The organism is Okeania sp. KiyG1, assembly GCF_014132355.1.
Lineage (GTDB): Bacteria > Cyanobacteriota > Cyanobacteriia > Cyanobacteriales > Microcoleaceae > Okeania.
This window is the reverse complement of sequence record NZ_BLZO01000126.1, coordinates 41,689-66,855: the sequence shown is the minus strand read 5'-3', so window position 1 is coordinate 66,855 and position 25,167 is coordinate 41,689. Positions and strand designations below refer to the sequence as shown.

Here is a 25,167-nt window from a genome sequence, read left to right as displayed (position 1 = left end):
CACCACGGGGTAAAAATTACTGATGCTGCTTTGGTAGCTGCTGCAACTCTTTCTAACCGTTATATTTCGGACCGCTTTTTGCCAGATAAGGCGATCGACTTGGTAGATGAAGCTGCTGCTCAACTAAAAATGGAAATTACTTCTAAACCTGAAGAACTAGAAGCTATTGACAGACGCATTATGCAGTTGGAAATGGAGAAACTTTCCATCGAGGGAGAGTTACAAGGCAGCAAAAAAGATAAAAATTCTGAACCTACCCCACCAGTGAAAGTTTCTCCAGCATTGCAACGCATTACAAATGAAATTAATGTCTTGAAGCAAAAGCAGGAAAAATTTTCTTCTAAATGGTCGGGGGAAAAAGAATTGTTAAATACAATTAATTCCCTTAAAGCAGAAGAGGATAAATTAAAAGTACAAATAGAACAAGCAGAACGAGCTTATGACCTGAATACCGCAGCTCAATTAAAATATGGCCAACTCGAAACTGTACATCGCGATCGCGAAGCTAAGGAAGCAGAATTATTAAAAGTTCAAGCTCAAGGTTCGTCTCTTCTCCGGGAACAAGTTACGGATGCAGATATTGCCACTATCGTTGCTAAGTGGACGGGTATTCCAGTAAATCGTTTATTAGAGTCGGAAAGGCAAAAGTTGCTGCAATTAGAAAAACATCTGCATCAAAGGGTAATTGGGCAGTCGGAAGCGGTGGAAGCTGTGGCGGCAGCTATTAGACGTGCTAGAGCAGGGATGAAAGACCCAGGGCGACCTATTGGTTCGTTTATGTTTTTGGGTCCAACTGGAGTTGGTAAAACAGAATTGGCGCGAGCTTTGGCACAGTTTTTGTTTGACCGAGATGATGCTTTGGTGCGGATTGATATGTCGGAATATATGGAGAAACACGCCGTTTCTCGGTTGGTGGGGGCGCCACCTGGATATGTTGGTTATGACCAAGGGGGTCAGTTATCGGAGGCAGTGAGGCGACATCCTTATTCTGTGCTGCTGTTTGATGAAGTGGAGAAGGCTCACCCAGATGTATTTAATATATTGTTGCAGGTATTAGATGATGGTAGGATTACTGATTCTCAGGGGCGGGTAGTTGATTTTAGCAATACTGTAATTGTAATGACGAGTAATATTGGTGGTGAGTATATTTTAGATGTGGCAGGGGATGACTCTAAGTATGAGGAGATGTATAAACGGGTGATGGGAGGATTGCGAAAACATTTTCGACCGGAGTTTTTAAACAGGGTGGATGAGATTATATTGTTCCACACTTTAAGGAAGAGTGAATTACGGCAAATTGTGGAGATTCAAGTGAAGAGAATTGAAAGATTATTAGGAGAACAAAAGATTAGTTTGAAGTTAACTGCTGCGACATTAGACCACATTGCTGAAGTGGGATATGACCCTGTTTATGGAGCACGACCTTTGAAACGAGCAATTCAAAAAGAATTAGAAAATCCTCTGGCAAATTTGATTTTAGAAAATAAGTTTGTTGGTGGGGATGTTGTGGTAATTGATTGTGTAGATGGTTGTTTAGTGTTTGGGAAAAAGGATGAGTTGGAATTAGTAAAAAGGTAATTGTAATAAAAGTACGAGCTTCTAGCTCACCAGTTTAATTAAATGATAAATTTTAGATTAGGAAAATTGTACCCAATTTTCAGCTAAAATACACGCCTATTCTATGTAAGTGTGGTAAAGTGATTATAGTAGATTTGATTAATAAGAATGAAAACTTTATTCTATAGTTAAAAAACTATTGAAAAATTTAGTGCCAATGTACCTCATAAACCTGGAATCCGCTGTATCTATGCTGTACGCACTATGTACAGGAAAGTTGGCCAACGTTAATACTGCACCAGAAAATTTTGAACTGCTGTTAAATGGCTAATTATCCCCAGATAATCGTTCTCTATAATTTATAATGGATTGTAACAAGCACTGCTCAAAATTAACTAACCATGTCAATCTACCAGAGAATGGGGGATTGGAGATGATTCGAGGGGCGCTCGCTATCAAGTTTCTTGTTAGCTGGCTTCTATTGAATATGAATACAAAAACTAAGCTAAAACAATTACAAGAAATAGAAACATGAGTAAAATTCGCAGCATCATATCTCGAGCAATTTACAATTATAAAAGAGACGTTATATTACCAAACCGTCTCCGCAACAATCCCAAATTAGTTAAAGTTCAAGGAATCAAAATACCGATTATCAAAGAAAGGTTATCTGCACCTATGCTAGAACTGCTCTACATAGGACATTATGAAAAGCAAGAACTGAAACTTGTAAAACATCTGCTGGATAAAAACGATATTGTAATGGAGTTAGGTACAGGGTTGGGACTACTATCTAGCTACTGCGCAAAAACAATAGGTTCAAATCGAGTTTTCACTTATGAAGCTAACCCAGCTTTAGAAAGTTATATCCGCCAAACATATCAGCTTAATAAAGTTGCTCCTAATTTGGCAATTTGTCTTTTAGGAGAGGGGGCGGGAGAACAAACATTTTATGTGAACCAAAGCCTTTTTTCCTCTTCTACAATTCAAAGAAATGCTAATGACAAACCTGTTAAAGTTCCTGTTAAGTCTTTTAATGAAGAAATTTACAGAATCAATCCTACTTTTTTAATTTTGGATATAGAAGGTGGGGAATATGAATTGTTGAAATCTGCAGATTTTCATACGATTAAGAAAATTGTTATTGAAGTACATCCCCATGTCATCGGAGACGAAAAGGTTGATTTTGTCATGTCTAAATTTACAAATGCTGGTTTTTCTGTGAATGAAGATATTTCATACTCTCAGGAGTTGTTGTTGCAAAGAGATTGATGCGATCTCGATAAGTTCAAAGCAGTAAATTTTACGGCGTTGCACAGTGACGAATGATTATGAGAATTGAGGAATTTGCCGATGTTTCAAATAATAGATCGGCAGCCGAATTGATCTATACAGCATATCAATGGACTTGGAGTAGCACAAAGTTTTACGATGTAACCTAGCTAGATAGTGTCTTAGATGGCAGTTTTCTCCTTCTACTCTCGTCATCGCTGCGCGTGCTGACTAGATGATAGTGCTCCGCACCGCTAACGCGAACGCAATCGTCGATTAAACAGGGATAAACCTTGTATCCATCTGTAATATAGAGAAAACAAGCCCAACCGTGAATCATCTGCCATAATATTGTAAAGGTAACGGCGGAGCGATCGCCTATCACAAACTTAAGAATTCCTGGCATTTGGCTATTCACGACTGTCCAGACCAAAATTTTGTTTTTTTTTGAGCCGATAAAAGTTTGCAGTTCATCTATTTGAGCAGTTTCAGGTATTTCATAGTTATCCAGTACGAATCTGTGCTTGGTGCAAGCCGTACCCAGTTAAGCACTGTGTTATGGGAAATACCAGTCAATCTCTAAATGGCTCGGAATCCCATGCCAAATCGCGGACATTTTTACACAAAGCTCTTTAACATCAGAACTATAACCCGCAGGAGAGGGACTTTCTCGAAAGCGTAGCTCCTCCGCAGGAGGCAATTGACTGCCACAGTCACGGCACAGATAACTCTGTTTTCCCTGACGATGACCATTTTCACTACTTTATGGCTTTGACAATAAGAACAATCCATTTCTCAATAAAATTCTAGAATATCATTCTCTATTGTGCAACACCAATTTTACAAGTCTCGCTGAAGTTGTCCGATAAGCGTGCGCCCTTGGAGTTTAAAATCTATCTTAGCTTTAATAAACCGCATCTGGCGTTGAGCAAAGTAGAATTGATAAGCAAGATAACGAGCTTGGAAAAATCTTTTCCTTTCTGCCTCTGAAGTCTGACACCAAGACTCGTAGGCTGGAACTGCTATATTTTTTAAAAAGTCCTGCCACCTTTTGACTAACTTCCCTGGGTGTACTTCTTCAGCACGAACTCGGGCATTTTCAGCCATAGCGCGACGTAATTCTTGATCGCCCTTCAGTCGCTTAATAGCAGATATTAGTTGTTGGTAAGAAGCGACTTCTAAATAGTCGAGTTCGCTTTTGCGCTCTGCTTGATAAGCAGATTCAAGACCAAGTATAGCCGGTACTCCTGCCAGCCAAGCATTATATAATTTATTCGCCGGTTTCCAACTATGATCCCAATTGTAGCCAAACTTACGCACCGCTACAACTACATCTGCTTCGCTGTAATCGTTCCATCGTTCAGTACTTTTACTTATATGCCAGCGCAAACCTAAATCTTCTAAAGTTTTTTGCCATAATGGCTGGCGTAACTCGTGTATTATATTATGCCGTTGACCGAAAAATGCGACGTTTTCTAAGCGATCACCTCGTGCCGGATCGCGAGGAATTAAACTCGGTTGTGGCCAATATGGTATAAAATAGCTCTCCCACAGTTTCAATAATCCTTTCGGCACTTGCTGAAGGCGGTTTTGTACAACGTGAAGTTGAGCATAAGGGTGTCGCTTCCTATCCCCTTGAAGACAAATAATTAATAATTTTGCTGTAGGTTGAAATTCATCCGATAGCAGAGGTCGATGGGATAATACAATTCCCTCATCAGGTAAGCTAGTCATCACCTCGCATCTTAAACCAACACTCTTCAGATAAAGATAGGTTTGCACAGTCCAGCCATAATCACCACTGCTACCAATATTGTGGGAAATCTTCCATTGCCAATAGCTTTCTGGATTTTCCGGCAAATCTGTTTTAGGGAAAATCTTTTGGGAATATAAAAGTAAATTGGTGGTATTTCTTGAGTCATAATATAATCTAGTTTATAAATTGTCATACAATTGCCAAATATTTCTCAATTTAGCGATCGCTAATTCCTAAAACATCCAAATATTTTTGGGCGTTGCACAATTAGGAATGATGAAATCCGAAAGTGGATATTTTTAGGTAATTCTTTCCTCAATATACGGACAGTTGAAAATATATTATCATTCTTTAATGTGCAACCCCAAAAACTAAGGTTTAAAACCTCTCCTTTCAAGGAGAAAAAAAGAAAATAATTTCCATTTAACCAATTCTTTTCTTTTTTAAGAAGAGGTTATATCAAATCCGCTGGCTTCGGTAATATAAGAAACCGGGTTTGTTGGAGGTGAATATAATACTATGGAGGCATTTAAAACTTTCCCCGGTTTCTCTGCTTTTTATACCAATACTACCGGATTTGATATAATTATTAATTATTGAACTTTGCTTTGACAGATTAATTAACCCCTAAAACATCCAAATATTTTTGAGTAACAGTCTCTAGTTTAAACTGCTCCAACCAATCAGAATCAACTGACTTAACCTGACCCGATAACACCCTTAAAATTGCCTCAGCCATTGCTTGGCTATTTCCCACTGGCACAAGTTCACCATATTTGCCATTATCCAAAATCTCTTCCGGTCCACTGGGGCAATTAGTAGAAACCACTGGAATTCCCAAACCAATTGCTTCTATTAATACGCTTGGTAAACCTTCCCAAGCTGAGGATAAAACATAAACTGCAGCTCTTTTAATATAAGGATAAGGATTTTTGACAAACCCAACAAAAGATACATCTTCTTTTAAACCCAAATCCCGCACTAGAGAATTAAGCCTTTGGCGCTCCCCCCTGCTACCCAAAATCATCAATTTAGCAGGTCGTACTTCTCGGACTTTAGTAAAAGCTCGAATAAGGGTAGGAAAATCCTTCTGTGGGTCTAATCTTCCCACTCCTAAAATCACAGGAGGCTCTCCAGGTTTAAACCAGGGGTTTTCTAAAGGCTCTTGAGAATTGGCAAGTATTTGAGGAGTAATAATTGGATTATAAATTACTTTGATACGTTCTGAGGGCAAACCTGTTACCGTCGCCAAATCTTGAGCCACGCCCTGACCAACAGCAACAATACCGTCAGCCCAAGGATAAAAAAACTTTGCCAACAGTGGAGACCAACGGTCTGAACTCTTACGTTGGGCGTGAATAGAAAGAGTGTTATGCTCTGACACAACAACCCTTGTAGAACTAAATGATAAAGCTTTAGCCCACAATGCAATTTCATTATTATAGTGAAGACCCGAAAGCAAAGCTATTGGTCTTTCCCTTCGTAAATAACCTGCCAATATAGGAAGACCAGGCAACAGTCTAGGTGATTTCAAGTCCACAATCCTAACTTCTGGAGGTACTTGGCTCAAGTAAGGGCCATCTACAGTATTCATTATTAAGTCTACCGAAAGCCCCCGCTCTACAAAAGCTTGCATCAAATTTACCATGACTCTTTCAGCACCACCCCCAGAGAGCAAGCGGAGGTAAATAGCAATGTCCGGTCTATTTTTTGGCATAGTTGTAATTATTAAACTTAGAAAGATTAGTATGTTCTGAGACCAAAATTACAGTAGATACTCCCGCAATTTTTTTGGCAAGTATGGCAATTTTGTTAGGAAGATGCATAGCAGAAAAAATATTTAAAAACTCTCAAAATATTGTTAATTTTTTTCCAAAAGAAAAAGGACTCATAAATAAACTTAAAAGAAGTTCCATTTCTCCAATTAGTATCACATCTGTTTTAAGATTGTTCCTGTTTTTAAGATAAAAAACGATTGCTTTTCTTAAATCACTAATCATGTATGCAAAACTCATAACTACTTGTTGCCAAGGTTGATAATTTAGCATTCTAAAATAATAGCGACATAGCCCATTTTGACGGAAAAATTTTACTAAATACTCCTTCTCAAATCGTGATTTAGGAATCAAATGATCTAATTCCATCTCAGGATAGAACCACAGTTGCCAACCTTTTTGCCAAATATAATTTAGCATTTCTAAATCTTCATTTGTTTGTGGCAGTAAAGGAGTTTCAGGAATACTTTCTAGCCAAGCTTGTTTACGAATAACTATTCCTGCTCCAGGGAAACATTTTTTCTAGTTGATTTATATTTTTCGTTGTAACAATAAGTTTTTTTCCCTTCTATAATTGCAAAATAACGAGCTATTCTGCCAAATCCTGGAGGTGGTTCGACTTCAAATTTGCCATGAATTTGTCCCCCATAAGCACCAGCATTAGGATGTTCTTGAGCAAATTTATAAGCCTCTGCTACCCAGTCAGGATATGGTAAATTATCATCATCCAAAAATCCGATTAAATCACTTTTGGCCTCTTTGATAGCACATCTTCGCGCAAAAGCTAATCCTTGTTTAGTTTCAAAGCAATATCGAAGAGGATAAATTTCACTCCAATTAGATATATAATTTTTTATTACTTCGGCAGTATTATCAGTGCTATTGTTGTCAATAATCAGAACTTCCCAAGTGATTTTCTCGGTCTCAACTTGCAATCGCAATTTATCCAAAACCTCTAATATTCGGTTTTGTCCATTATAGGTACATATAGCTACTGTAAAATTAAGCATAAGTAGTTAACTCCTATTAAAGTCATTAGTTAAGTCAATACTATCTACATTTTTTCCCAGCTTTAGTAAATAGGGTAGTGCTAAACAAGTAATGATTGATTGTAGTGATGGACAAAATACTTAACAGCACCAATGTGATTTTCAATGGATTTAGATAAGTACAAAGTTTTTCGCACTAATCTGGACACTATTTGTCTTTAGGTGTGATTCAATTTAAGAAGTTTTCCTACTTATTTTCCCACTGCATTGATGTTGTTTAGTTGCTAGAATACTGCTGGATGTGGCCTAAAAATTATATTTTATAGATGTTCCCTCTTGAATTTTTATCTTAATCTATTATATCAGGCAAAGGAAAGGATCTGCTGCATTGTATGCCCGAGTAGCAACAGTAAAATCAAGCAGATTTTCTTCTATCACATTTCATCCTCAAAAGTAGGGATATCTAATAATTTAGAATAACATCAAATCTATAAGTCAATAGCAAGCACTTTCACCCATGCTTGAAATTTATTTTTTAATTTTAGATTATTTTTCTAGCAATATGCCAAGCATTTTTATAACTATCTCGATCAGTATGGATTTTTAATTAATAAGTATCTTATACAAGCAGCAAGTTACGAATACTAATATACAAATTAACTTCTTAATAATTCTATCTTTATTCTAATATCCAGAATTAATTGATTTAGACCGCTATAAAAATATTGAACCTTTTGAAAACACTATATATTTCATGACAATTTTCTAGGTAGTGAAATCCGAATCAAATATTTGGTGCAATCCCTGTTTAAAAACAAGACTCAATAAATCACAATCATTAAATAGTATTGAAGAATTACTCGGAGCAATTGGCCATAATGTCTAAAAATTGCAGTTTAGTATCTTTGAAGATATTTAAATACTAGACAAATGCCTGAATGCTCTACTAAGTATTCACATAGATAAAATAGATAAACACTATGAGTACAACACTAGAAAAGGTAAAATCAGTATCCATACTGAAAATATCTTTCAATTATCAAAAAATCTCTCTATACTGACCATGAAATTTTCTTAAGAGAATTAGTTTCTAATGGTGTAGATGCCATTGCCAAACTTAAAATGGTGGCTCGAACTGGAGAGTATAGTGGTGATGTTACTAATCCAGAAATAGAAATTAAAATAGACAAAGAAAATCAAACTCTCTCCATTACTGATAATGGAATAGGGATGACCGCCGATGAAATTAAAAAATATATTAATCAAGTTGCTTTCTCCAGTGCTGAAGAGTTCATTGAAAAATATAAAGGCAGCGATGAAGACGCAATTATCGGTCACTTTGGTTTGGGCTTTTACTCCTCCTTCATGGTTGCTAAAAAGGTAGAAATTGATACCCTTTCCTATCAAGAAGGTGCAGAAGCTGTTCATTGGAGTTGTGACGGTTCTCCAGAATTTGAATTATCAGATTCTCCCCGCACAGAAATAGGTACAACTATTACCTTAACTCTCCAAGATGAAGAACAAGAATATCTTGAAACTACTCGCATTAAACAGTTGATTAAAACCTACTGTGATTTTATGCCAGTAGCAATAAAATTTGAAGAAGAAGTAGTTAATAAACATAAAGCAATCTGGCGAGAATCTACTCAAAATGTTACTCAAGAAGACTACCTAGAACTATATCGTCATCTTTATCCTTTCCAAGAAGAGCCTTTATTATGGGTTCATCTCAATACTGACTATCCTTTTATTGTTAATGGAATTCTTTATTTTCCTAAATTAAAGCCAGATGTAGATGTTACCCAAGGTAACATCAAACTATTCTGTAATCAAGTATTTGTCACCGACCATTGTGAAGAAATTATTCCTAAATTTTTAATGCCTTTACGAGGAGTAATTGATAGTACAGATATTCCTCTCAACGTCTCTCGTAGTTCTCTATTAAGTAATCGAACTGTCAGAAGAATAGCCGATTATATAGCAAAAAAAGTAGGCGATCGCCTGAAAGAAATTTATCGCGATGAAAAAGATAAATATATCAGTTGTTGGCAAGACGTAGGTACATTTGTTAAGTTTGGTGCCTTGAATGACGATAAGTTTAAAAGCAAGTAGAAGATATCATAATTTTCCGCACTACAGCCAAACTTAACCCAACTGAAACAACTGAAACTGAAGCAAAACCAGCAGTAGAAGTACAAGCAGAAGGAGAAGATGTTTGGCAAGAAGTAACTCCAGAAACTTCTGATGCTAAAAACACTGATGAACAAGGTTTTTATTACACCACTCTCAAAGAGTATTTAGAACGTAATAAAGAACGTCACGAAAATCGGGTTTATTATTGTACTGAACCAGCATCTCAAGCAACTTATGTAGAGCTGCACAAAAACCAAGGATTAGAAGTTTTATTCCTCGACTCTTTCATAGATACTCACTTTATTAGTTTTCTAGAAAGAGAATATCAAGATGTTAAATTCTCTAGGGTAGATTCCGATCTAGATGAGACATTAATTGATCAAGAAAATCAATCAGAAATAGTCGATCCAACTACCAATAAAACTCGCAGCGAACAAATAAAAGAACTATTTGAAAAAGCGCTGAATAAACCCAAAATAAACGTTAAAGCTCAAGCATTAAAATCAGAAGATGCCAAAACTACCCCACCAGCAATGGTATTGTTGCCAGAAGCTATGCGACGCTTAAGAGATATGACTGCTATGTTGCAGCAGGAAAAAGCAGAATTTCCAGAAGACCATGTCTTAGTGGTAAATACAGCTCACCCACTGATTCAGAATCTGGCCAATCTTAGTCAAGGTAGTATTATTCAGGGCAGTGGGGAGTCTCCATCAGCAGAATTGGCCAAACAAATCTGTCATCATGTTTATGATTTAGCTTTAATGGCACAAAAAGGTTTTGACGCTGAGGGTATGAAAGAATTTGTCGAAAGGTCTAATCAGGTCTTGACTCAGTTAACTGAAAAAGTAATTTGATCGAATTAACTTGAAGGAAGAAGGTTGATTAACTTTTTTCTTTACTTTTGACTTTGCCAAAGTAGCTGATTCAAATTAACTCTTACTTCTTCCTTCCTTTTACAAAAATTGACAAAAGTACTCGCCTAAAAATTTCGGTTGTGCGTCAAGAAAGTGTGGTTCGTGTGGGGACCCACCTAACCCCTCCCAGGAGGGGAATGTAGGGACCCACCTAACCCCTCCCAGGAGGGGAATGTAGGAGGAATAATTATTCGAGAGACTTTTGTGCCCCTCTCACCCCAAAATTCTCACTTTTTGAGGGTAAGTGAATTGAAACAGGCACAGTTTTTTCGATTCTCAAAAGGCCAATACCTTTATTTACCAATGCTTTGAGATTAGATAGGTAAGCCCTACTTAGCTATATAATAAATAGGTTGTGAAAAAAATCTAGGTAGACAAATCATGGGTCGTAAATGTCAATTGACTGGAAAGAAAGCTAATAATGGCTATGCAGTTTCCCACTCTCATATCCGCACCCACAAGTTACAGCAAGCAAATCTCCAATGGAAAAGAGTTTGGTGGCCTCAAGGTAATCGTTGGGTAAAACTACGACTATCGACTAAAGCAATTAAAACTTTAGAAAGCAAAGGCATACAAGCTATGGCCAAGGCTGCTGGTATTAACTTGAATAAGTGCTGATATATTTTTCTGGCGTTGGTAATTTTAGGTATGATATCATGTCCGGATAAGAGCACGATAGAACTCCATGACCTTTACGCGACCAAAAAACTTTCTCCTTCTACTTGGGGTTTCTTCTTCTTTCCTCCTGACTCGGTCCTCCTGACTTCCCCTCCACCGGAGGGGTTAGGGGTGGGTTGACTCCTAAGTAATTATGATTAATATCATACACGCGCTTTACCGAAAAATTGGGTTTAAGGCCTCGCCCATAAGCGGGCGACTTTCTATACTATGCTATAATGAAATTGGTTATATACCCGCCTTGTCTCATAAATACTGTAGAAAAGAAGATTAGGTCGAGATTCCTTCAGTTGAGAGCTGAACAAGGGAAGCTTTCAGGTCAATGAGCAGCTTAAACTTGGAGGCACAGATCAGCATCCATAAGAATTCTTGATAAGTCGCGGGAGGGCATTCTGAGACTCGTGCGCGGACGTGGAGGCAAGTGTAAGACTACCGCATCTGGTAGCAGCAGCCTGTGAGACGTCAACTCGCTGAGGAGCTACGGCTCGGTAGGAATCCCCGTGCCTTTAGGCCGGGGAGGATGTCAACAACGCTATTTTTCTTTATACTCCTCTAATTTAACCGAGAAATTGTGGGTATGCGCCTCCCCTTTTAAGGGTATAAAAAAAGAGAATATTCCTTATTTCAATCCCAATGCTTTCCTAGGTCATGCTGCACAAACAGCGAGAGGTACTGATAATTGAAATGACCCTGCCCTACACTTGATGAGGACAGGGCTATTTTTTTTCTGGTTTTTTCCTAATTCTTTTTATAGAATCCCCGATCGTATCTTTATACGCGGTATGTGCTTTTGGCAGAAGTCCGACCCGACGACTGAGGAGTGAAGAGCGAAATTCAGGAACGAGAATAGGGAGGCAAGCATATGCGACTCCGCGACGACGTTAGTCGCATCTGCTGGCAACCCTAGCAAGTTGAAATTTGCTTCCATCTCCTCACACTCCCCACACCTCCCACACTCTCCCTATATTTTTAAATAGATCCACTCAGGGGTTCTATAGAACCCATTTGAGATCTATTTGAAAAGATATGCATACCCACTCATAACCACCCCCAGGAGGCAGGGCTGTTTTATTCTCCATAGACACGGGGACGCGGTGACACACCAGACACGGGGATGGAGTTGACATCTCCAGGGGTTGAAACACCCTGGATTCTGTGGTTAGTCCACCGCAAATGGGACGGGGCGAATAAATGTGCGGAATTTACTTCCGCACGCAGCCCCTCATAAATCCACATTTGCTTCAAGCCTATCAACAGACTCCTATACTCCTCGGCATAGAATGAAATCTAGCTGTGAGTTTACTTTTTTTTTGAATAGCTTTCATGAGTGGTTTTACTCAAGGAGCGAGCAATAAATCGCTGCTCTAGCTGCCTGCTTGCTTTTCGGTGCCGAATGCTGCGCAAACAGCCGTCGTAGGAAGCATCGTCCCCGTCTCCTGTCCGCCGGAATCTCACCGCACTAGCTAAAGGTCATAGCGACAAACCTTGTTCTTACTTGCTATTCCACTATTGCTAAGTATAGCATATTTTTACTACGGGTTAAAACCCGCGTGTCGTTATTCAACCAGCCGTTAAAACGGGCGCTGCGTACTTACTCCCGTCATTTTTTAGGTTTTTAAGCGACGTTGAACCAAATATTCTCTCAGGGCAAAAAGGACGCTTATTGGCTGAAGCCTGATGGCTTTCAACTGCCAAATTGAAGGTAAGATGATTTTTTACTAGGGGTGAGACCCATCACTTACTATGGTACAATATATTAGAGGTATCAAAAACAGATGACTCTTAAGGTTTCATCTCTTGATTTACCTAAATAACACGGGAGCATGAAAGCCATCGTCTTTTAAGCGATGGATGAAAGGTGAGGAGTCGGATTTTAAGGAGATGTATTTTATTTTACCGAAGAGCCACGTTGAAGGCCCCCGTGTTTTAACCGGGGGATGGAAACAACCGAGTCGTTTAGACTAGATAACTAAAGTGGTCTTGTGCTATTATTAACCACAATAAATTTTCCAGCCCCTGTTTGAAATGTACAGTTGTCAGCAAGTTTTAGTAAGTAAAAATCCCGATATTATTGCTATTTTAACATTCTTGTTTGAACAGTCTCACAAGCTCACTAACATGGGAATATATTATGGTCGGCAATTATATTTTAAGTCTCACAAAACTCATGGCAAGTTTGACGCAGGAAAAAGTTTATAAACACAACTATCATTACAAAGTTTTATATTCTCAAGCCGCACAACAAATATTGAGAACTGTAGCTGAATCCCATACGCTCTTATTATGGTCTAATGAAAGCCTACAATGAAGGTAAAATCTCAGACAGACCAAGGATTCCTAACTACAGAAAAAAAGGGGGAATGGCTACAGTTAGTTACCCCAAACAAGCATTAAAGCTTAAAGATAATCAAATTAGAGTAACACGCTTGTAATACCTGTAAGCGCTGGTTTGGTCTAGATTTTTTATATTCCTATTCCGAGTAATCTCGAATTTTTATCTATTAAAGAACTGAGAATATTACCGAGGAACAAATGTTTTTATTGGGAAGCGTGTCTATGAAAAAGAAATAGTAGTTAAACCTCAATTAAACCAAGACAATGTATTAGGAATAGACCATGGTGTAAATAATTGGTTGACCTGTGTATCCAATGTAGGTACGAGCGCGGGTTGTAGATGGGAAAAAGATAAAATCAATGAATCGTTGGTACAATAAACAAGTATCAACCATTAAAGAAAATCGACCTCAAGGATTTTGGTCAAATAAACTAGCTGCAATTACAGAAAAGCGTAACCGCCAAATCCGTGACGGTATTAATAAAGCAGCCAGAATAGTAATTAATCAGTCAGCCAGCCTCCTATGGTCGGAACTGCGTTATCAGCTATCAGCTATTTGTTATTAACTCATTATCATACTAGAGGAGAATTGTCCACCAAGTATAATTAAAATTAATTAGTAAAATTGGCTATAACCTAACCTCAGTTATTACTTTAATATGTTCATACATCTGATTGCTGTTTGCGGAGCATGACCTAGGAAATGCTAATAGCTGAATGCTTACATAAATTACGAAAAAAATTGTTGCCTAATTGCGAAAATATTAGATAGATTTTAGTATATTTTGATAGATAAAAATTTATAAAATAAGTGCATCACTATGACTGATTTTACTGTAGCAATTCCTACTTATAATGGAGCGAAAAAATTACCATTAGTTATAAGTAAATTACGGAATCAAATCAGATTAGAAGGAATATCTTGGGAAATTATTGTTGTAGACAATAATAGTACAGACAATACAAAAGAAATTATTAGTAGATATCAAGAAAACTGGCAAGATAAAATGCCATTAATATACTGTAATGAAGCACAACAAGGAGCAGGATTCGCCAGAAAAAAAGCAGTAAAAGTAGCAAATTCTCCATTAATTGGTTTCCTAGATGATGATAATATCCCAGCAGAAAATTGGGTAGTAGCAGCTTATGAATTTGCTCAAAAATATCCAAAAGCAGGAGCTTATGCTAGTCAAATTCATGGAGATTTTGCCGGAGAATTACCACCTAATTTTGACCGAATTAAACCATTTTTTGCCATCACCGAAAGAGGAGACTATCCATTATTATATCAACCTGCAACTAGGGTAATACCTCCTTCTGCTGGATTAGTAGTTCGTCAAGAAGCATGGTTAGAAAGTGTTCCAGATAAATGCATATTAAGTGGTAGAGTACCAGGTTCAATGTTAACTGGTGAAGATACAGAAACTATTAGTTATATTCAAAAAGCAGGCTGGGAAATTTGGTATAATCCAGCAATGGAAGTAATTCACAAAATTCCTCAACATCGAACACAAAAAAATATCTAATTAAATTTTTCCGTGGCATTGGTTTGAGTCGTTATGTAACTCGAATGTTAAATGTAAAACCATGGTTAAAACCATTAGCTTTGTTAGTCTATATGGCAAATGATACTCGTAAAATTATTCGCCATTTACTTAAATATGGTCTGAAGTTAAGAACAGATGTAATCGCAGCTTGTGAATTGGAATTATATATCAATAGTTTAATCAGTCCTTTTTATTTGTGGAAAAATGGTTATTTAACAGGAGCTACACAAAATAATAATTCAGATGTAGAATCTCAAGTAATTTCCGTAAAATTATTCAAATCTTAAATAATTTCCATGAGAATTATTGCTTGGCCAGCATTTAAGACGAAGTATCAAAATCCCTATGGCTATTTGTTATATTCCTCTATGGAGCTACAAGGAATAAGTGTGACAGAGTTTTCTTTGAGTAAACTACTGTTAAAACACTATGATATTTTTCACGTTCACTGGCCAGTAGAAACCATCGTCCGTCACCCCAACCCCTTTATAGCTGGTTTACGAGGAATAAATATGCTATTAGCTATTGATTTTGCTCGGGCTAGGGGAACAAAACTAATTTGGACTCTTCATGATAAACACCCTCACTCAATATTACATCCTAAATTGGGTACTTGGTTTCAGTCAGAGTTCATCAAGCGAGTTGATGGGTGCATAAGTCATTGTCAAGTAAGTCGAGAGTGGGCAGATTTAACTTTTCCGATTTTGAGCAATCGCCCTCATAAAGTTATTCTTCATGGTCATTATAGACAGGTTTATCCTGACAATGTAAATCGTGAGGCAGCTAGGAAAAGTTTAGATATACCTTCTGGGTCTGATGTACTTTTATTTTTAGGTAATATTGATAACTATAAAAATGTGCCTCATTTAGTCCAAGTTTTTAAAGAGTTAGCTCCCCCTAACTGGATATTGTTAGTAGCAGGTAAATTAATAGTTCCCAAACTTGGTACTCAGATATCGCAAGTAGCAGCAAATGATTCTAGGATTAAATTAAAATTTGGGTTTGTACGAGATGAAAAATTGCAGGAATATTTCCGGGCTGCTAATTTGGTCGTATTACCGTTTAAAGACATTTTAAATTCAGGCAGTGCATTATTCTCTCTTTTGATTGTCTCGTATTAGTGCCTGAGAAAGGAGCAATGGGAGAGTTACAGGAACAAGTGGGGCAAGATTGGGTAAAGTTGTATCAGGAAGAGTTAACTACAGAAATCTTAGAATCTGGGTTAGAGTGGGCAGTAAAAGAACGGCGATCGCCACAAGCTAATCTAGAGCATTTAGGATGGTCAAATTTAAGTCAGCAGACTATAGAATTTTATCAAAAATTATTAAGGACTACCGAACACGATAGTGGAAATATGAATTTACCTATAGGAAAACGTACCCTGAAAGAAATAACTGACTATGGAGTATATCTGTGGCAAAAACCATCTTTACCACCAAATAAATTTGTAATTTTTGGTAGGGGACGTTCTGGCAGTACCCTATTAGTAAGGTTCTCATAAATATCCTAAAGGATGGTATGGAGCGTGGGATATAGACCGCTGTTTAGAACGATGGAAAGAATCAATCGAAATTAGTTTGAAACATTCACACAAATCTAATCATATTCTAGTGAATTATGAGCAACTTGTAGCAGAAACATCTAATGTGATGAAAAAATTTTGTGAATTTATTAATGTAGAATTTGATGAAACAATGCTGCAAGATTATGGAAAAGCAGCTCAATATCTGAGTTTAGAAAAAGGCGGAAGAACAGTAAGTCAGGAAATAAAAAACCTAATTCTGATAAATTTAATCAAATATTTAATGAATCTCAAAAACAGTATATTTTAGATAGTATTTCAGGATTTAATCTAGATATATAGAGTTTCTCAGACTCCTGAAGTACATTTGTCTAAAGAATGTTACGAATAATCAGGGCAATTAAAATACTTTATAGGAGATGTCTTTTGGGCTAAAAAGATAAATTTAGACCTAAAAACTGCTATTAAAGCCATTCCCATAGGACTCGGTCCTCCTGAGTTCCCCTCCACGGTCGGGGTTAGGGGTGGGTTAACTCCTAAGAAATATCCTAACTATTTGTAGCAAACATTTATCAATTTAGTATTAGATAGTATTTCAGAATTTAATTTAGATATATAGAGTTTCTCAGACTCCTGAAGTAAAATTGTCTTTATTCTTCCTTATTCCCTATTCCCTATATAGTTATTATGCAAAATCACAAATTTATTTTTATTGGTGGCTTACACAGAAGTGGAACATCTTTACTGTTTCAATGTTTGCGAGAACATCCTCAAATTAGTGGTTTTAAAAATACAAAAGCTTGGGAAGATGAAGGACAACATCTACAGTCAGTTTATTCTCCAGCAAAAACTTTTGGTGGAACTGGACGTTTTGGCTTTAATCAAGCATCGTTTATGGATGAAAATTCTGAATTAGCAACTTCAGAAAATTCAGAAAAATTGTTTCACCAATGGGAAAAATATTGGGATATTCAAAAGCCAGTTTTGCTCGAAAAATCTCCGCCAAATCTAGTGCGAACTCGCTTCTTGCAAAAGTTATTTCCCAATTCATTTTTTATTATTGTGCTTAGGCATCCTATAGCAGTTTATTATGCGACTAAAAGATGGTGCAAAAATCCCCTTCACTCCTTAGTAGAACATTTGCTGAGATGTTACGAAAAATTTGAATTAGATCGAGGGAATTTGCAGAATGTTTTTGCATTTAAGTATGAGAGTTTTGTGGCAAATCCTCAAATTATTTTAAGTAAAATCTACTCTTTTGTAGAATTAGAAAATTTTCCTCTTAATATGGAAGTTTTTCTAATATAAATGATAAATACTTCTCTCGTTGGCATAAGTTGAAAAGCAACAACATCAAAAATTTATATGCTAGTTATGTGGAGTCGAGATTTGAGCAGAGAATTAATAGATTTGGCTATAGTCTGAAAAATTTAGAAATGATTGAATAAAATAAATAATTATGTACTTTCTCAAGATTAACTTATAATATTGAATGGAAGTATAAGCAATTGTCGATACTAAAACATCATGCTAGACTTTACTTATGTACTTTCTCAAGATTAACTTAGTAATATTGAATGGAAGTATAAGCAATGTCGAGACTAAAACATCATGCTAGACTTTACTGTTGCTATACCAACTTACAATGGGGCAAATAGATTACCTTTGGTGTTAGAGAAGCTGCGATCGCAAATTAATACAGAGAATATTTCTTGGGAAGTAATTATAGTTGACAATAATAGCAGCGATAATGTTACTCAAGTTGTTAATAGTTTTCGCTCTGAATGGCCAGATAACATACCACTGAGATATTGTTTTGAAGCACAGCAAGGGTTAGCATTTGCTAGACAAAAAGCAATTGAAGAAGCTAATGGTAATTTTATCGGTTTTCTTGACGATGATAACTTGCCAGAAGCAGATTGGGTGATTGAAGCAGTTAAATTTGGTCAAGAACATCAAACAGCAGGTGCATATAGTGGTAAAATAATAGGTGATTTTGAAGTTAATCCTCCAGAAAATTTTGATACGATTCAAGCTTTTTTAGCTATTAGAGAACATGGTTCTAAAACCTGTTTATTTGAACCAGAAAAATTAAGACTTCCTCCTGGTGCTGGATTAGTAGTTAGAAAGCAAGCATGGTCTGAAAATGTCCCTACTAGGTTAGCTTTGATAGGAAGAGTTGGAAATTCAATAGTTGCCGGTGAAGACTATGAGGCTTTACTTTATTTACACAAAGGAGGATGGAAAATTTGGTACAATCCAACTATGTGTATTCACCATAAAATTCCCAAGCAACGCTTAGAAAAAGAATATCTAATTCCTTTAGCAAAAGGGATAGGTTTAGCAACTTTTCAACTACGAACAATAAATACTAAAAGTTGGCAGATACCTGTGATTTTTCTTAAGACTATACTAGGAAATATTAAGCGAATTTTATTACTCTTAATTAAGTACAGGTTTCAGGTGAAAACAAAATTAGTTGTAGCATTCAAATTTGAATTTTTCTGGGGAAGCTTGCTTAGTACTTTTTATTATTTAAAAAATACGGGTAAATACAGAAAGCAAAAACTTATCTAAAGTTCATCAAACTTACTCATAACTATAGCTATCAAACTAAAATGAGTAAGTTTGTTCAGTTGTCTATCCATTGAGTCGTTATCAGCTACAATTAAGGTATGAAGCTAGTTGAACGTCATGTTATTACCAAATCACATTATTTGTGGTCAGAAATAGACCACAAGGCTTTTTTGTCGAAAAATCTGTTCAATTTAGCCAATTACTATCCAGTCGCCAATATTTCTTTGAAAACAAAAAGAAACTAAGCTTTAATCAACTGTATCACAAGGTATCTAAAAGTGACGATTATCAAGCTTTACCTACCAAAGTTAGCAAACAGATAATCAGAAGATTAGACTCAGCTTGGAGTAGTTATTTTTCAGCCTTAAGAGAGTGGCAAAAACAGCCCAATAAATTTTTAGGGAGACCAAAAATTCCCAAATATAAACATAAAGCATGCATGCCGAAATATTCTGCCCTATCCTCATGAATCAATTTACAAAAAAACCTTAAAAAAGGAATTTGTCATCTGTCGATGAGTGAAATAAAAATCCCCACTTCACAGACAGAAATAATAGAAACCAGAATTATCCCCAAAAGTAGCTGTTACATAATAGAGATAGTCTATGAAAAACAGGAGGAAACAACAGAAAATCAACAAATAGCAGGAGTAGATTTAGGAGTAAATAACTTAATAGCTGTAACGACAAATCAAACAGGAACTATCACCTCTGTTGATTAAAGGCAGACCATTAAAAGCAATTAACACCTTTTATAATAAACAACGCTCTTATTTACAATCTCAATTAAAAACTAACCACAATCAAACTAATTCTCATCGGTTAAAAAAATTAACTCACATTCATGTCGGCTCTTAGCCGAAACGAAATTGTCGAGTAGAAAACTATCTCCATACAGCAAGTAAAAGAGTAATAGATTGGTGTATCAACCATGAAATAGGAACCTTAATTATTGGGCAGAATCAGACTTGGAAACAAGAAATAAAATTAGGAAAAAGAACAATCAACAATTTGTGAACATCCCTCACTATAAGTTAATAGAGATGTTAAGATATAAAGCCCAACTAAGAGGAATAAAAGTAATAATAACAGAAGAATCCTATACATCTCAATCAAGCTGTTTAGATGGGGATGATTTACCAAAATATGGAGAACAAAAACCGAAATTTAGTGGAAAAATAGTAACAAGAGGGTTGTATAAAACCAGAGAAAATAAATTATTAAATGCATATTTCATTAATGGATAATGAATAATGAAAATTATCTCTAATTATCAATTATCAATTATCAATTATCCATTGGTAAATATGTCTTGGACCAAGGAATAAAGGGTTTGCCGTTTAACCCTGTAGTGGTCGATCCACTTGCGTTAAACTAAGGTTTCAGGCTTTTGAGTAAGTTTGAGTAAGTTTAGTTGAGCGGTAACAAGAAGCAAGGAAGTTACGATGAAAAAAGACAAATCGTTCTCTCCACAGTAGAGGCTAAATTATGTCCACAACTCAAACCGATCTAGCTATACATATCCGCTTCTTATATGGTGGTGGTGCAGAGCGTGTGCTTGTAAATTTAATGCCAGCTTTTATTAAACAAGGGGTAAAAGTAGATTTAGTGATGAATATGGCAGAAGGACCATATTTACCAGAAGTACCGCCAGAAGTTAGAATTATTGACCTTAAGACTAAAAAAACTTTAGCAGGTCTTCCCAAGTTAGTGCGTTATCTACGGCAGGAGCGGCCAAAAGTTTTGCTTTCCTTTTTGCATTATCCTAATGAGATGGCTATTTTGGCAAAGTATCTGGCCTTTGTAAATACAAGAGTCATAGTTTCAGAACGTAATGCTTTATCAATGCACGCTGGAAATGAACCCAGTAGTGAAAAGTGGTCAGCTATTAGTACAAAGCTTTTATACCCTCTGGCAGATGGCATTCTCGCCAACTCTAATGGTGTAGCTCAAGATTTAGCTAATATTACTGGTATTTCTCCAAAGCGCATCAAAGTTATTTATAACCCCACTATTACTCCTGGTATATTTGAAAAATCGCAACAAACTTTAGACCATCCTTGGTTTCAGCTAGGACAGCCACCTGTAGTACTTGGGGTCGGAAGATTAGACCCACAAAAAAACTTTTCAACTCTAATTAAAGCTTTTGCTAAAGTACGTCAGACAAAACCATGTCGTCTGATGATTTTGGGTAGGGGGCGCGAAACAGTACAACTTCAAGCTTTAATTAAGGAACTAGATTTAGAAAATGATGTGGCTTTACCAGGATTTACTAATAACCCTTATCCATACCTCAAAAAAGCAGCAGTATTTGTACTATCTTCTCTTTGGGAAGGGTTACCAAATGTATTGATAGAAGCATTAGCTTTAGGAACTCCTGTAATTTCTACTAATTGTCCTTGTGGCCCTGAAGAAATTCTTGATGGTGGTAGATATGGTTCCCTTGTACCTGTGGGAGATGATGAGGCTATAGCAAAGGAAATTTTAGATATATTATCAGGTAATTCTCGGCAAGTTGATTCGGCTTGGCTAGAACAATTTAGAGTAGAAAATGTTGCTCAACAATATCTGGAATTTTTAGGGTTAAATTAGGCTATAGCAGGGAACAGGGAACAGGGAACAGTGGGAAAAACATTTCCTAGTCTGAGATTCATCATCAGTAATTTTCCTAACCAATTCTTTCTTAGCTATATATTTCCAAGTCAGGATAATAGCAACTTTGCAGCAATTTTTCTGTTTGAAAAAAATTATGGATATTCGTAGTCAACTCTATATTTCGGCACGCCAAATTTATAGAAAATTTACCTCTAAAAATCTAGGTTTAAGGGAAATATTGTATGAGCAAATAATTAATGATTCTCCAGAAAGAACAAATAATTATTTATCTGCATTACTAGAATATGCCACAGCACATATTCCCTACTACAAAAATTTAATCTCTAGTCACAGCTACAATAGTTCTAACTTTTCTGAATTGCCGATTTTAACTAAATCAATTATTAGGGAAAATTTTGACAATCTCAAGTCAGATGAATTGGCAAGTCGTCGTTATTATTTTAATAGTTCTGGTGGCTCTACAGGAAAACCATTACAAGTAATTCAAGATGCTGAATATGAGGAATGGCGAGAAGCTACAGAACTATTTTTTTATCGCCAATTTTTAGATATTGAACCAGTGGTTACTTCTGAAGTTATTTTGTGGGGTTCTACAACCGATATTCAGCAGCAAACTAAGAAAAAGAATTTGACAACTAGACAAAAGTTATTAAATATCATTCAGCCTCAAAAAACCTTTTTAAATTCTTTCAAGATGACTAAAAGGATTTGCATAGATATGTAGAAGTAATTAATCAGAAAAAGCCAAAATTAATTAAATCCTATGCAGGTTCTCTATATCAGTTAGCCAAATTTGTTAAAGAAAATAATTTATCAATTCACAGCCCAAAAAGAATACATACTTCTGCTGAAACTTTACGACAATTCATGCGAGAACTAATAGAAGATGTTTTTAACTGCAAAATTTACGATTTTTATGGTTCTAGAGAGGTAGGAGCGATCGCTGGTGAATGTGCAAAGGAAAAATCCACATTTTTAATTTTAATAATTACTTAGAAGTTGTTGATAAAAATAATAAACCCGTACAACCTGGAGAAGAAGGCAGAATTTTAATCACAACTTTACATAATTATTCTATGCCTTTAATTCGTTATGAAATTGGCGATACAGCAATTTTAGGCAAACCTTGTAATTGTGGTAGTAAATTACCAACTTTAGAAAAAATTACTGGTAGAGTCAAAGACCATTTTCTTACCAGAGAAGGAACCCTAGTAGATGGGGGATATTTTACTCGTCAATTTTATTTCATAAATTGGATAGATGAATTTCAAGTATTACAAACAGACTTTGAAAAAATAGATATTTATTATGTACCTATAGGTCAACCTGTGGAGAATGAAATGGCAGAAATCTGCGATAAAATTAAACAGGCTATGGGTGAAAAATGTGAGATAAAATGGCATCAGGTAGAAGAAGTACCCAGAACACCCCAAGGGAAACTACTTTATACTCGTAGTTTGGTAGAAATTTGAACAATGAAAATAGCAGGAATCTTTGGAGAAAATTGTCAGAAAAAGACAATAACATCAATGGCTAATGCTCAAATTAGAGCGCAGTTAAATAAGTCAGAAATATTCAAAATTTCTGGTGGTTTTTTAGCAAAAATTACCACTGCTACAGGAACTACTGGTAATATCTCTCTGCATCGAACAGGTACTACTAATAATCAGTTAATTATTGCCGGAATACCTATTTTTACTAATGGGAATTTAGAACAAAAATTAAATCAAATTGTTGAGTCAGATTATCAGACTGCTGCTGAAGCATTAACAGAACTTGATGGAGCTTTTGCAGCTTTATATTGGGACCAGAAAGCAAATAAATTAGCCATTGTCACAGATATTCTGGGGATGCAGCCTTTGTATATGGCCAGAGTATCTGGTAAATTGTTGGTGGCCAGTGAAATTAAAGCGATCGCTGCTAGTGAGTTAATAGATTTAGAAATCAACCCTGGTGCCTGGGGTGCTTTTGTCACCTTTGGTCATACTCTGGGCAATGATACTACTCTTGATAAAGTTAAGCGTGTACCTCCCGGTGCCATTTTGATTTATGACCATCGTAGCGATCGCCTGGAAGAAAAGCATTATTGGCATTGGCCCGAACCTCAACCCGAAAAAACTTTGGCTGATGTAGATACGGGACAGATAATTGAGCTATTGGAACAGAATATCAAAGGTTATCTGGCTTATCACCAACCAGGAACAATATTATTGAGTGGTGGATTTGATTCTCGGTTGTTGTTGGCCTTGCTTGATAAAATGGGTATTGATGCTCAGGCAGTTATTCTGACCCATGAGGATGAATTTTTTGGCGCTGATGGTATTTATGCGGAGTGGGTGGCTAAGAAGGTAGGGGTGTCGGTAAAAAGGATGTCTTCCGACCCAGATTTTTTCTCCTCTCAGGGTTATTTGGATTATTTAGTCATGAATGAGGTGGCGACACCCAGTTTGTTTTTGTTTATTTCTCAGGTATTACAGCATTTGGAGCCTAATATGGGTGCTGTGTGGGAGGGATGTTATCTGGGAACAAACTTAAAAAGTAGTCAACCATTAGGTGGTTTCAGTGAATATTTAAACAATTGGATAAAGCCTCCTGAGTCCTCAAAATGGCAAGCTGTTAAACGTATTTTTTCCCCAAGACTGGCTCAAAATATATACGATAATTTTATTAATACTCTAGAAAATGAAAAATCCCTTTATCAAAACAATACCTATGGTGTAGCCGAATTTATCATGCGTAATCGAATACGTCACAGAATTGCGCCTAATCCTCTCCAAGTTTATACCAATGTATTACCTAATTTTACACCTGGACTTAGTAAAGATTTTTGTAATATAGTTGCCTCCCTACCATTTGAAGTAAAAGGTAACTATCGGTTATATCTTCAAATATTCCAGAATCATTTTCCTGAACTACTCACAATTCCATTTGTTTCTGGGGGCAAATTAGTACCTCCTCAAGCATTTTCCCCCTGGTATGATTTTTTTAATACAACCTACAAGCTTCAGTCTTCCCTTGCCAAAGTAAAACTGGGACGTGGTTTACTAAGACTTTTGAGAGTACCACTTCATCATCAATTTTTTAACCGTAGCAAATTCATAAATCAAGTAATTGCTATGATCAACCCAGAACATCCAGACCTTAACCCTGATGGAGTTCTCCGTATCCAGAGATTAATTAAGGCCAATCCCAAGAAATTGTCTGATGATATAGAAATTCTATTTTATTGGCAGATATGGCGTTGGCTCATGGAGAGTGGACAGAATCTACACGACTTAATTTTAGATAGCCATAGTTAAGATATCTTAAACTTCACTAATTTTGATATATTGATTAAAGTGATTTACTCTTCACAAAATATGCATACCACATTCCGCACTTCAATTTGTATCATGAACAAGTAGTATATAAATCCCTAACTTGGTAAGTATTTATACTATGCAAATCATCTCAATTACTTTTTTCGTCGCTCAAATTCCGAGTCAATAATTTACGCA

At 36.3% G+C, this 25,167-nt stretch carries 24 protein-coding genes and 3 pseudogenes; 21 read left to right on the top strand and 6 right to left on the bottom strand.

Going from position 1 to position 25,167, the window contains the following annotated elements; all coding sequences use genetic code 11:
- A partial coding sequence (locus SAGCYANO_RS30515) for an AAA family ATPase (protein WP_202223494.1) occupies nucleotides 1-1,578 on the top strand: 1,578 nt, incomplete at its 5' end.
- Nucleotides 1,579-2,088: 510 nt separating this feature from the next.
- On the top strand, nucleotides 2,089-2,829 hold the full coding sequence (locus tag SAGCYANO_RS30510; RefSeq protein ID WP_202223493.1) for an FkbM family methyltransferase: 741 nt from the start codon (nucleotides 2,089-2,091) through the stop codon (nucleotides 2,827-2,829).
- A gap of 57 nt (nucleotides 2,830-2,886) precedes the next feature.
- On the opposite strand, the pseudogene SAGCYANO_RS30505 reads toward SAGCYANO_RS30510, so the two are convergent.
- The 6 genes and pseudogenes from SAGCYANO_RS30505 to SAGCYANO_RS50810 form a co-directional block, all read right to left on the bottom strand.
- Nucleotides 2,887-3,621: pseudogene (locus tag SAGCYANO_RS30505) on the bottom strand (IS1 family transposase).
- A 48-nt stretch (nucleotides 3,622-3,669) separates the two neighbouring features.
- Nucleotides 3,670-4,689 (bottom strand): glycosyltransferase, encoded by a 1,020-nt coding sequence (locus SAGCYANO_RS30500; RefSeq protein WP_202223492.1) that lies wholly within the window; start codon nucleotides 4,687-4,689, stop codon nucleotides 3,670-3,672.
- 512 nt (nucleotides 4,690-5,201) lie between these two features.
- On the bottom strand, nucleotides 5,202-6,302 hold the full coding sequence (locus tag SAGCYANO_RS30495; protein ID WP_202223491.1) for a glycosyltransferase: 1,101 nt from the start codon (nucleotides 6,300-6,302) through the stop codon (nucleotides 5,202-5,204).
- A gap of 133 nt (nucleotides 6,303-6,435) precedes the next feature.
- A complete protein-coding gene (locus SAGCYANO_RS46020) occupies nucleotides 6,436-6,780 on the bottom strand; it encodes a hypothetical protein (protein ID WP_237396859.1) in 345 nt (114 codons plus the stop codon).
- 74 nt (nucleotides 6,781-6,854) lie between these two features.
- Complete coding sequence (locus SAGCYANO_RS46015; RefSeq protein WP_237396858.1) at nucleotides 6,855-7,370, bottom strand: glycosyltransferase; 516 nt, start codon at nucleotides 7,368-7,370, stop codon at nucleotides 6,855-6,857.
- Nucleotides 7,371-7,450: 80 nt separating this feature from the next.
- Nucleotides 7,451-7,567: pseudogene (locus SAGCYANO_RS50810) on the bottom strand (IS1 family transposase); the annotation flags it as partial.
- 749 nt (nucleotides 7,568-8,316) lie between these two features.
- On the opposite strand from SAGCYANO_RS50810, the pseudogene htpG reads away from it, so the two are divergent.
- The 19 genes and pseudogenes from htpG (at nucleotide 8,317) to SAGCYANO_RS30400 (ending at nucleotide 24,969) form a co-directional block, all read left to right on the top strand.
- Nucleotides 8,317-10,336 (top strand): annotated as a pseudogene (gene htpG / locus SAGCYANO_RS30485) (molecular chaperone HtpG).
- Between the two features lie 441 nt (nucleotides 10,337-10,777).
- The gene (rpmB, locus tag SAGCYANO_RS30480; protein WP_202223490.1) at nucleotides 10,778-11,014 is read left to right on the top strand and encodes a 50S ribosomal protein L28; all 237 of its coding nucleotides are present in this window, start codon (nucleotides 10,778-10,780) and stop codon (nucleotides 11,012-11,014) included.
- A 2,085-nt stretch (nucleotides 11,015-13,099) separates the two neighbouring features.
- The gene (locus SAGCYANO_RS30475; RefSeq protein WP_202223489.1) at nucleotides 13,100-13,273 is read left to right on the top strand and encodes a hypothetical protein; all 174 of its coding nucleotides are present in this window, start codon (nucleotides 13,100-13,102) and stop codon (nucleotides 13,271-13,273) included.
- Nucleotides 13,274-13,768: 495 nt separating this feature from the next.
- A complete protein-coding gene (locus tag SAGCYANO_RS30470; protein ID WP_202223488.1) occupies nucleotides 13,769-13,975 on the top strand; it encodes a hypothetical protein in 207 nt (68 codons plus the stop codon).
- A gap of 255 nt (nucleotides 13,976-14,230) precedes the next feature.
- Nucleotides 14,231-14,935 (top strand): hormogonium polysaccharide biosynthesis glycosyltransferase HpsE, encoded by a 705-nt coding sequence (gene hpsE / locus SAGCYANO_RS30465; RefSeq protein WP_307786011.1) that lies wholly within the window; start codon nucleotides 14,231-14,233, stop codon nucleotides 14,933-14,935.
- A gap of 23 nt (nucleotides 14,936-14,958) precedes the next feature.
- On the top strand, nucleotides 14,959-15,243 hold the full coding sequence (locus tag SAGCYANO_RS49575) for a hypothetical protein (RefSeq protein WP_307786010.1): 285 nt from the start codon (nucleotides 14,959-14,961) through the stop codon (nucleotides 15,241-15,243).
- 9 nt (nucleotides 15,244-15,252) lie between these two features.
- Nucleotides 15,253-16,077, top strand: a complete 825-nt coding sequence (locus SAGCYANO_RS30460; RefSeq protein ID WP_202223487.1) for a glycosyltransferase — start codon at nucleotides 15,253-15,255, stop codon at nucleotides 16,075-16,077.
- Nucleotides 16,078-16,094: 17 nt separating this feature from the next.
- Complete coding sequence (locus tag SAGCYANO_RS30455) at nucleotides 16,095-16,457, top strand: hypothetical protein (RefSeq protein ID WP_202223486.1); 363 nt, start codon at nucleotides 16,095-16,097, stop codon at nucleotides 16,455-16,457.
- Nucleotides 16,458-16,533: 76 nt separating this feature from the next.
- A complete protein-coding gene (locus SAGCYANO_RS30450) occupies nucleotides 16,534-16,788 on the top strand; it encodes a sulfotransferase domain-containing protein (RefSeq protein WP_202223485.1) in 255 nt (84 codons plus the stop codon).
- Between the two features lie 377 nt (nucleotides 16,789-17,165).
- Entirely contained in the window at nucleotides 17,166-17,786 is a 621-nt protein-coding gene (locus SAGCYANO_RS30445) for a sulfotransferase (protein WP_202223484.1), read from the top strand.
- 303 nt (nucleotides 17,787-18,089) lie between these two features.
- Nucleotides 18,090-19,055 carry a hormogonium polysaccharide biosynthesis glycosyltransferase HpsE gene (gene hpsE / locus SAGCYANO_RS30440; protein WP_202223483.1) on the top strand — a complete coding sequence of 322 codons (966 nt, stop codon included), beginning with the start codon at nucleotides 18,090-18,092 and terminating at the stop codon, nucleotides 19,053-19,055.
- Between the two features lie 98 nt (nucleotides 19,056-19,153).
- Nucleotides 19,154-19,300, top strand: a complete 147-nt coding sequence (locus SAGCYANO_RS30435; RefSeq protein WP_202223482.1) for a hypothetical protein — start codon at nucleotides 19,154-19,156, stop codon at nucleotides 19,298-19,300.
- A gap of 269 nt (nucleotides 19,301-19,569) precedes the next feature.
- A complete protein-coding gene (locus tag SAGCYANO_RS30430; RefSeq protein ID WP_202223481.1) occupies nucleotides 19,570-19,776 on the top strand; it encodes a hypothetical protein in 207 nt (68 codons plus the stop codon).
- 246 nt (nucleotides 19,777-20,022) lie between these two features.
- A complete protein-coding gene (locus SAGCYANO_RS30425; protein ID WP_202223480.1) occupies nucleotides 20,023-20,301 on the top strand; it encodes an IS200/IS605 family accessory protein TnpB-related protein in 279 nt (92 codons plus the stop codon).
- A gap of 241 nt (nucleotides 20,302-20,542) precedes the next feature.
- The gene (locus tag SAGCYANO_RS30420) at nucleotides 20,543-21,646 is read left to right on the top strand and encodes a glycosyltransferase (protein ID WP_202223479.1); all 1,104 of its coding nucleotides are present in this window, start codon (nucleotides 20,543-20,545) and stop codon (nucleotides 21,644-21,646) included.
- Between the two features lie 157 nt (nucleotides 21,647-21,803).
- Nucleotides 21,804-22,394, top strand: coding sequence for a hypothetical protein (locus SAGCYANO_RS30415; protein WP_202223478.1), 591 nt, complete (start codon nucleotides 21,804-21,806; stop codon nucleotides 22,392-22,394).
- On the top strand, nucleotides 22,379-22,666 hold the full coding sequence (locus SAGCYANO_RS30410) for a hypothetical protein (RefSeq protein ID WP_202223477.1): 288 nt from the start codon (nucleotides 22,379-22,381) through the stop codon (nucleotides 22,664-22,666). The genes SAGCYANO_RS30415 and SAGCYANO_RS30410 overlap by 16 nt, the downstream gene beginning before the upstream one ends.
- Nucleotides 22,621-23,142 (top strand): hypothetical protein, encoded by a 522-nt coding sequence (locus SAGCYANO_RS30405; protein WP_202223476.1) that lies wholly within the window; start codon nucleotides 22,621-22,623, stop codon nucleotides 23,140-23,142. The genes SAGCYANO_RS30410 and SAGCYANO_RS30405 overlap by 46 nt, the downstream gene beginning before the upstream one ends.
- 3 nt (nucleotides 23,143-23,145) lie before the next feature.
- Complete coding sequence (locus tag SAGCYANO_RS30400) at nucleotides 23,146-24,969, top strand: hypothetical protein (RefSeq protein WP_202223475.1); 1,824 nt, start codon at nucleotides 23,146-23,148, stop codon at nucleotides 24,967-24,969.
- Nucleotides 24,970-25,167 lie beyond the last annotated feature (198 nt).

Bases quoted from the DNA above. Each gene is read 5' to 3' on its own strand.
- SAGCYANO_RS30470 (WP_202223488.1), top strand. From the start codon at position 13,769: ATGAATCGTTGGTACAATAAACAAGTATCAACCATTAAAGAAAATCGA.
- SAGCYANO_RS46015 (WP_237396858.1), bottom strand. From the start codon at position 7,370: ATGCTTAATTTTACAGTAGCTATATGTACCTATAATGGACAAAACCGA.
- SAGCYANO_RS30435 (WP_202223482.1), top strand. From the start codon at position 19,154: ATGAAGCTAGTTGAACGTCATGTTATTACCAAATCACATTATTTGTGG.
- SAGCYANO_RS30460 (WP_202223487.1), top strand. From the start codon at position 15,253: ATGAGAATTATTGCTTGGCCAGCATTTAAGACGAAGTATCAAAATCCC.
- SAGCYANO_RS30445 (WP_202223484.1), top strand. From the start codon at position 17,166: ATGCAAAATCACAAATTTATTTTTATTGGTGGCTTACACAGAAGTGGA.
- hpsE (WP_202223483.1), top strand. From the start codon at position 18,090: ATGCTAGACTTTACTGTTGCTATACCAACTTACAATGGGGCAAATAGA.
- SAGCYANO_RS30510 (WP_202223493.1), top strand. From the start codon at position 2,089: ATGAGTAAAATTCGCAGCATCATATCTCGAGCAATTTACAATTATAAA.
- SAGCYANO_RS30405 (WP_202223476.1), top strand. From the start codon at position 22,621: ATGTGCAAAGGAAAAATCCACATTTTTAATTTTAATAATTACTTAGAA.
- SAGCYANO_RS30475 (WP_202223489.1), top strand. From the start codon at position 13,100: ATGTACAGTTGTCAGCAAGTTTTAGTAAGTAAAAATCCCGATATTATT.
- rpmB (WP_202223490.1), top strand. From the start codon at position 10,778: ATGGGTCGTAAATGTCAATTGACTGGAAAGAAAGCTAATAATGGCTAT.
- SAGCYANO_RS30430 (WP_202223481.1), top strand. From the start codon at position 19,570: ATGAGTGAAATAAAAATCCCCACTTCACAGACAGAAATAATAGAAACC.
- SAGCYANO_RS30495 (WP_202223491.1), bottom strand. From the start codon at position 6,302: ATGCCAAAAAATAGACCGGACATTGCTATTTACCTCCGCTTGCTCTCT.
- SAGCYANO_RS46020 (WP_237396859.1), bottom strand. From the start codon at position 6,780: ATGCTAAATTATATTTGGCAAAAAGGTTGGCAACTGTGGTTCTATCCT.
- hpsE (WP_307786011.1), top strand. From the start codon at position 14,231: ATGACTGATTTTACTGTAGCAATTCCTACTTATAATGGAGCGAAAAAA.
- SAGCYANO_RS30455 (WP_202223486.1), top strand. From the start codon at position 16,095: ATGGGAGAGTTACAGGAACAAGTGGGGCAAGATTGGGTAAAGTTGTAT.
- SAGCYANO_RS30400 (WP_202223475.1), top strand. From the start codon at position 23,146: ATGAAAATAGCAGGAATCTTTGGAGAAAATTGTCAGAAAAAGACAATA.
- SAGCYANO_RS30420 (WP_202223479.1), top strand. From the start codon at position 20,543: ATGTCCACAACTCAAACCGATCTAGCTATACATATCCGCTTCTTATAT.
- SAGCYANO_RS30415 (WP_202223478.1), top strand. From the start codon at position 21,804: ATGGATATTCGTAGTCAACTCTATATTTCGGCACGCCAAATTTATAGA.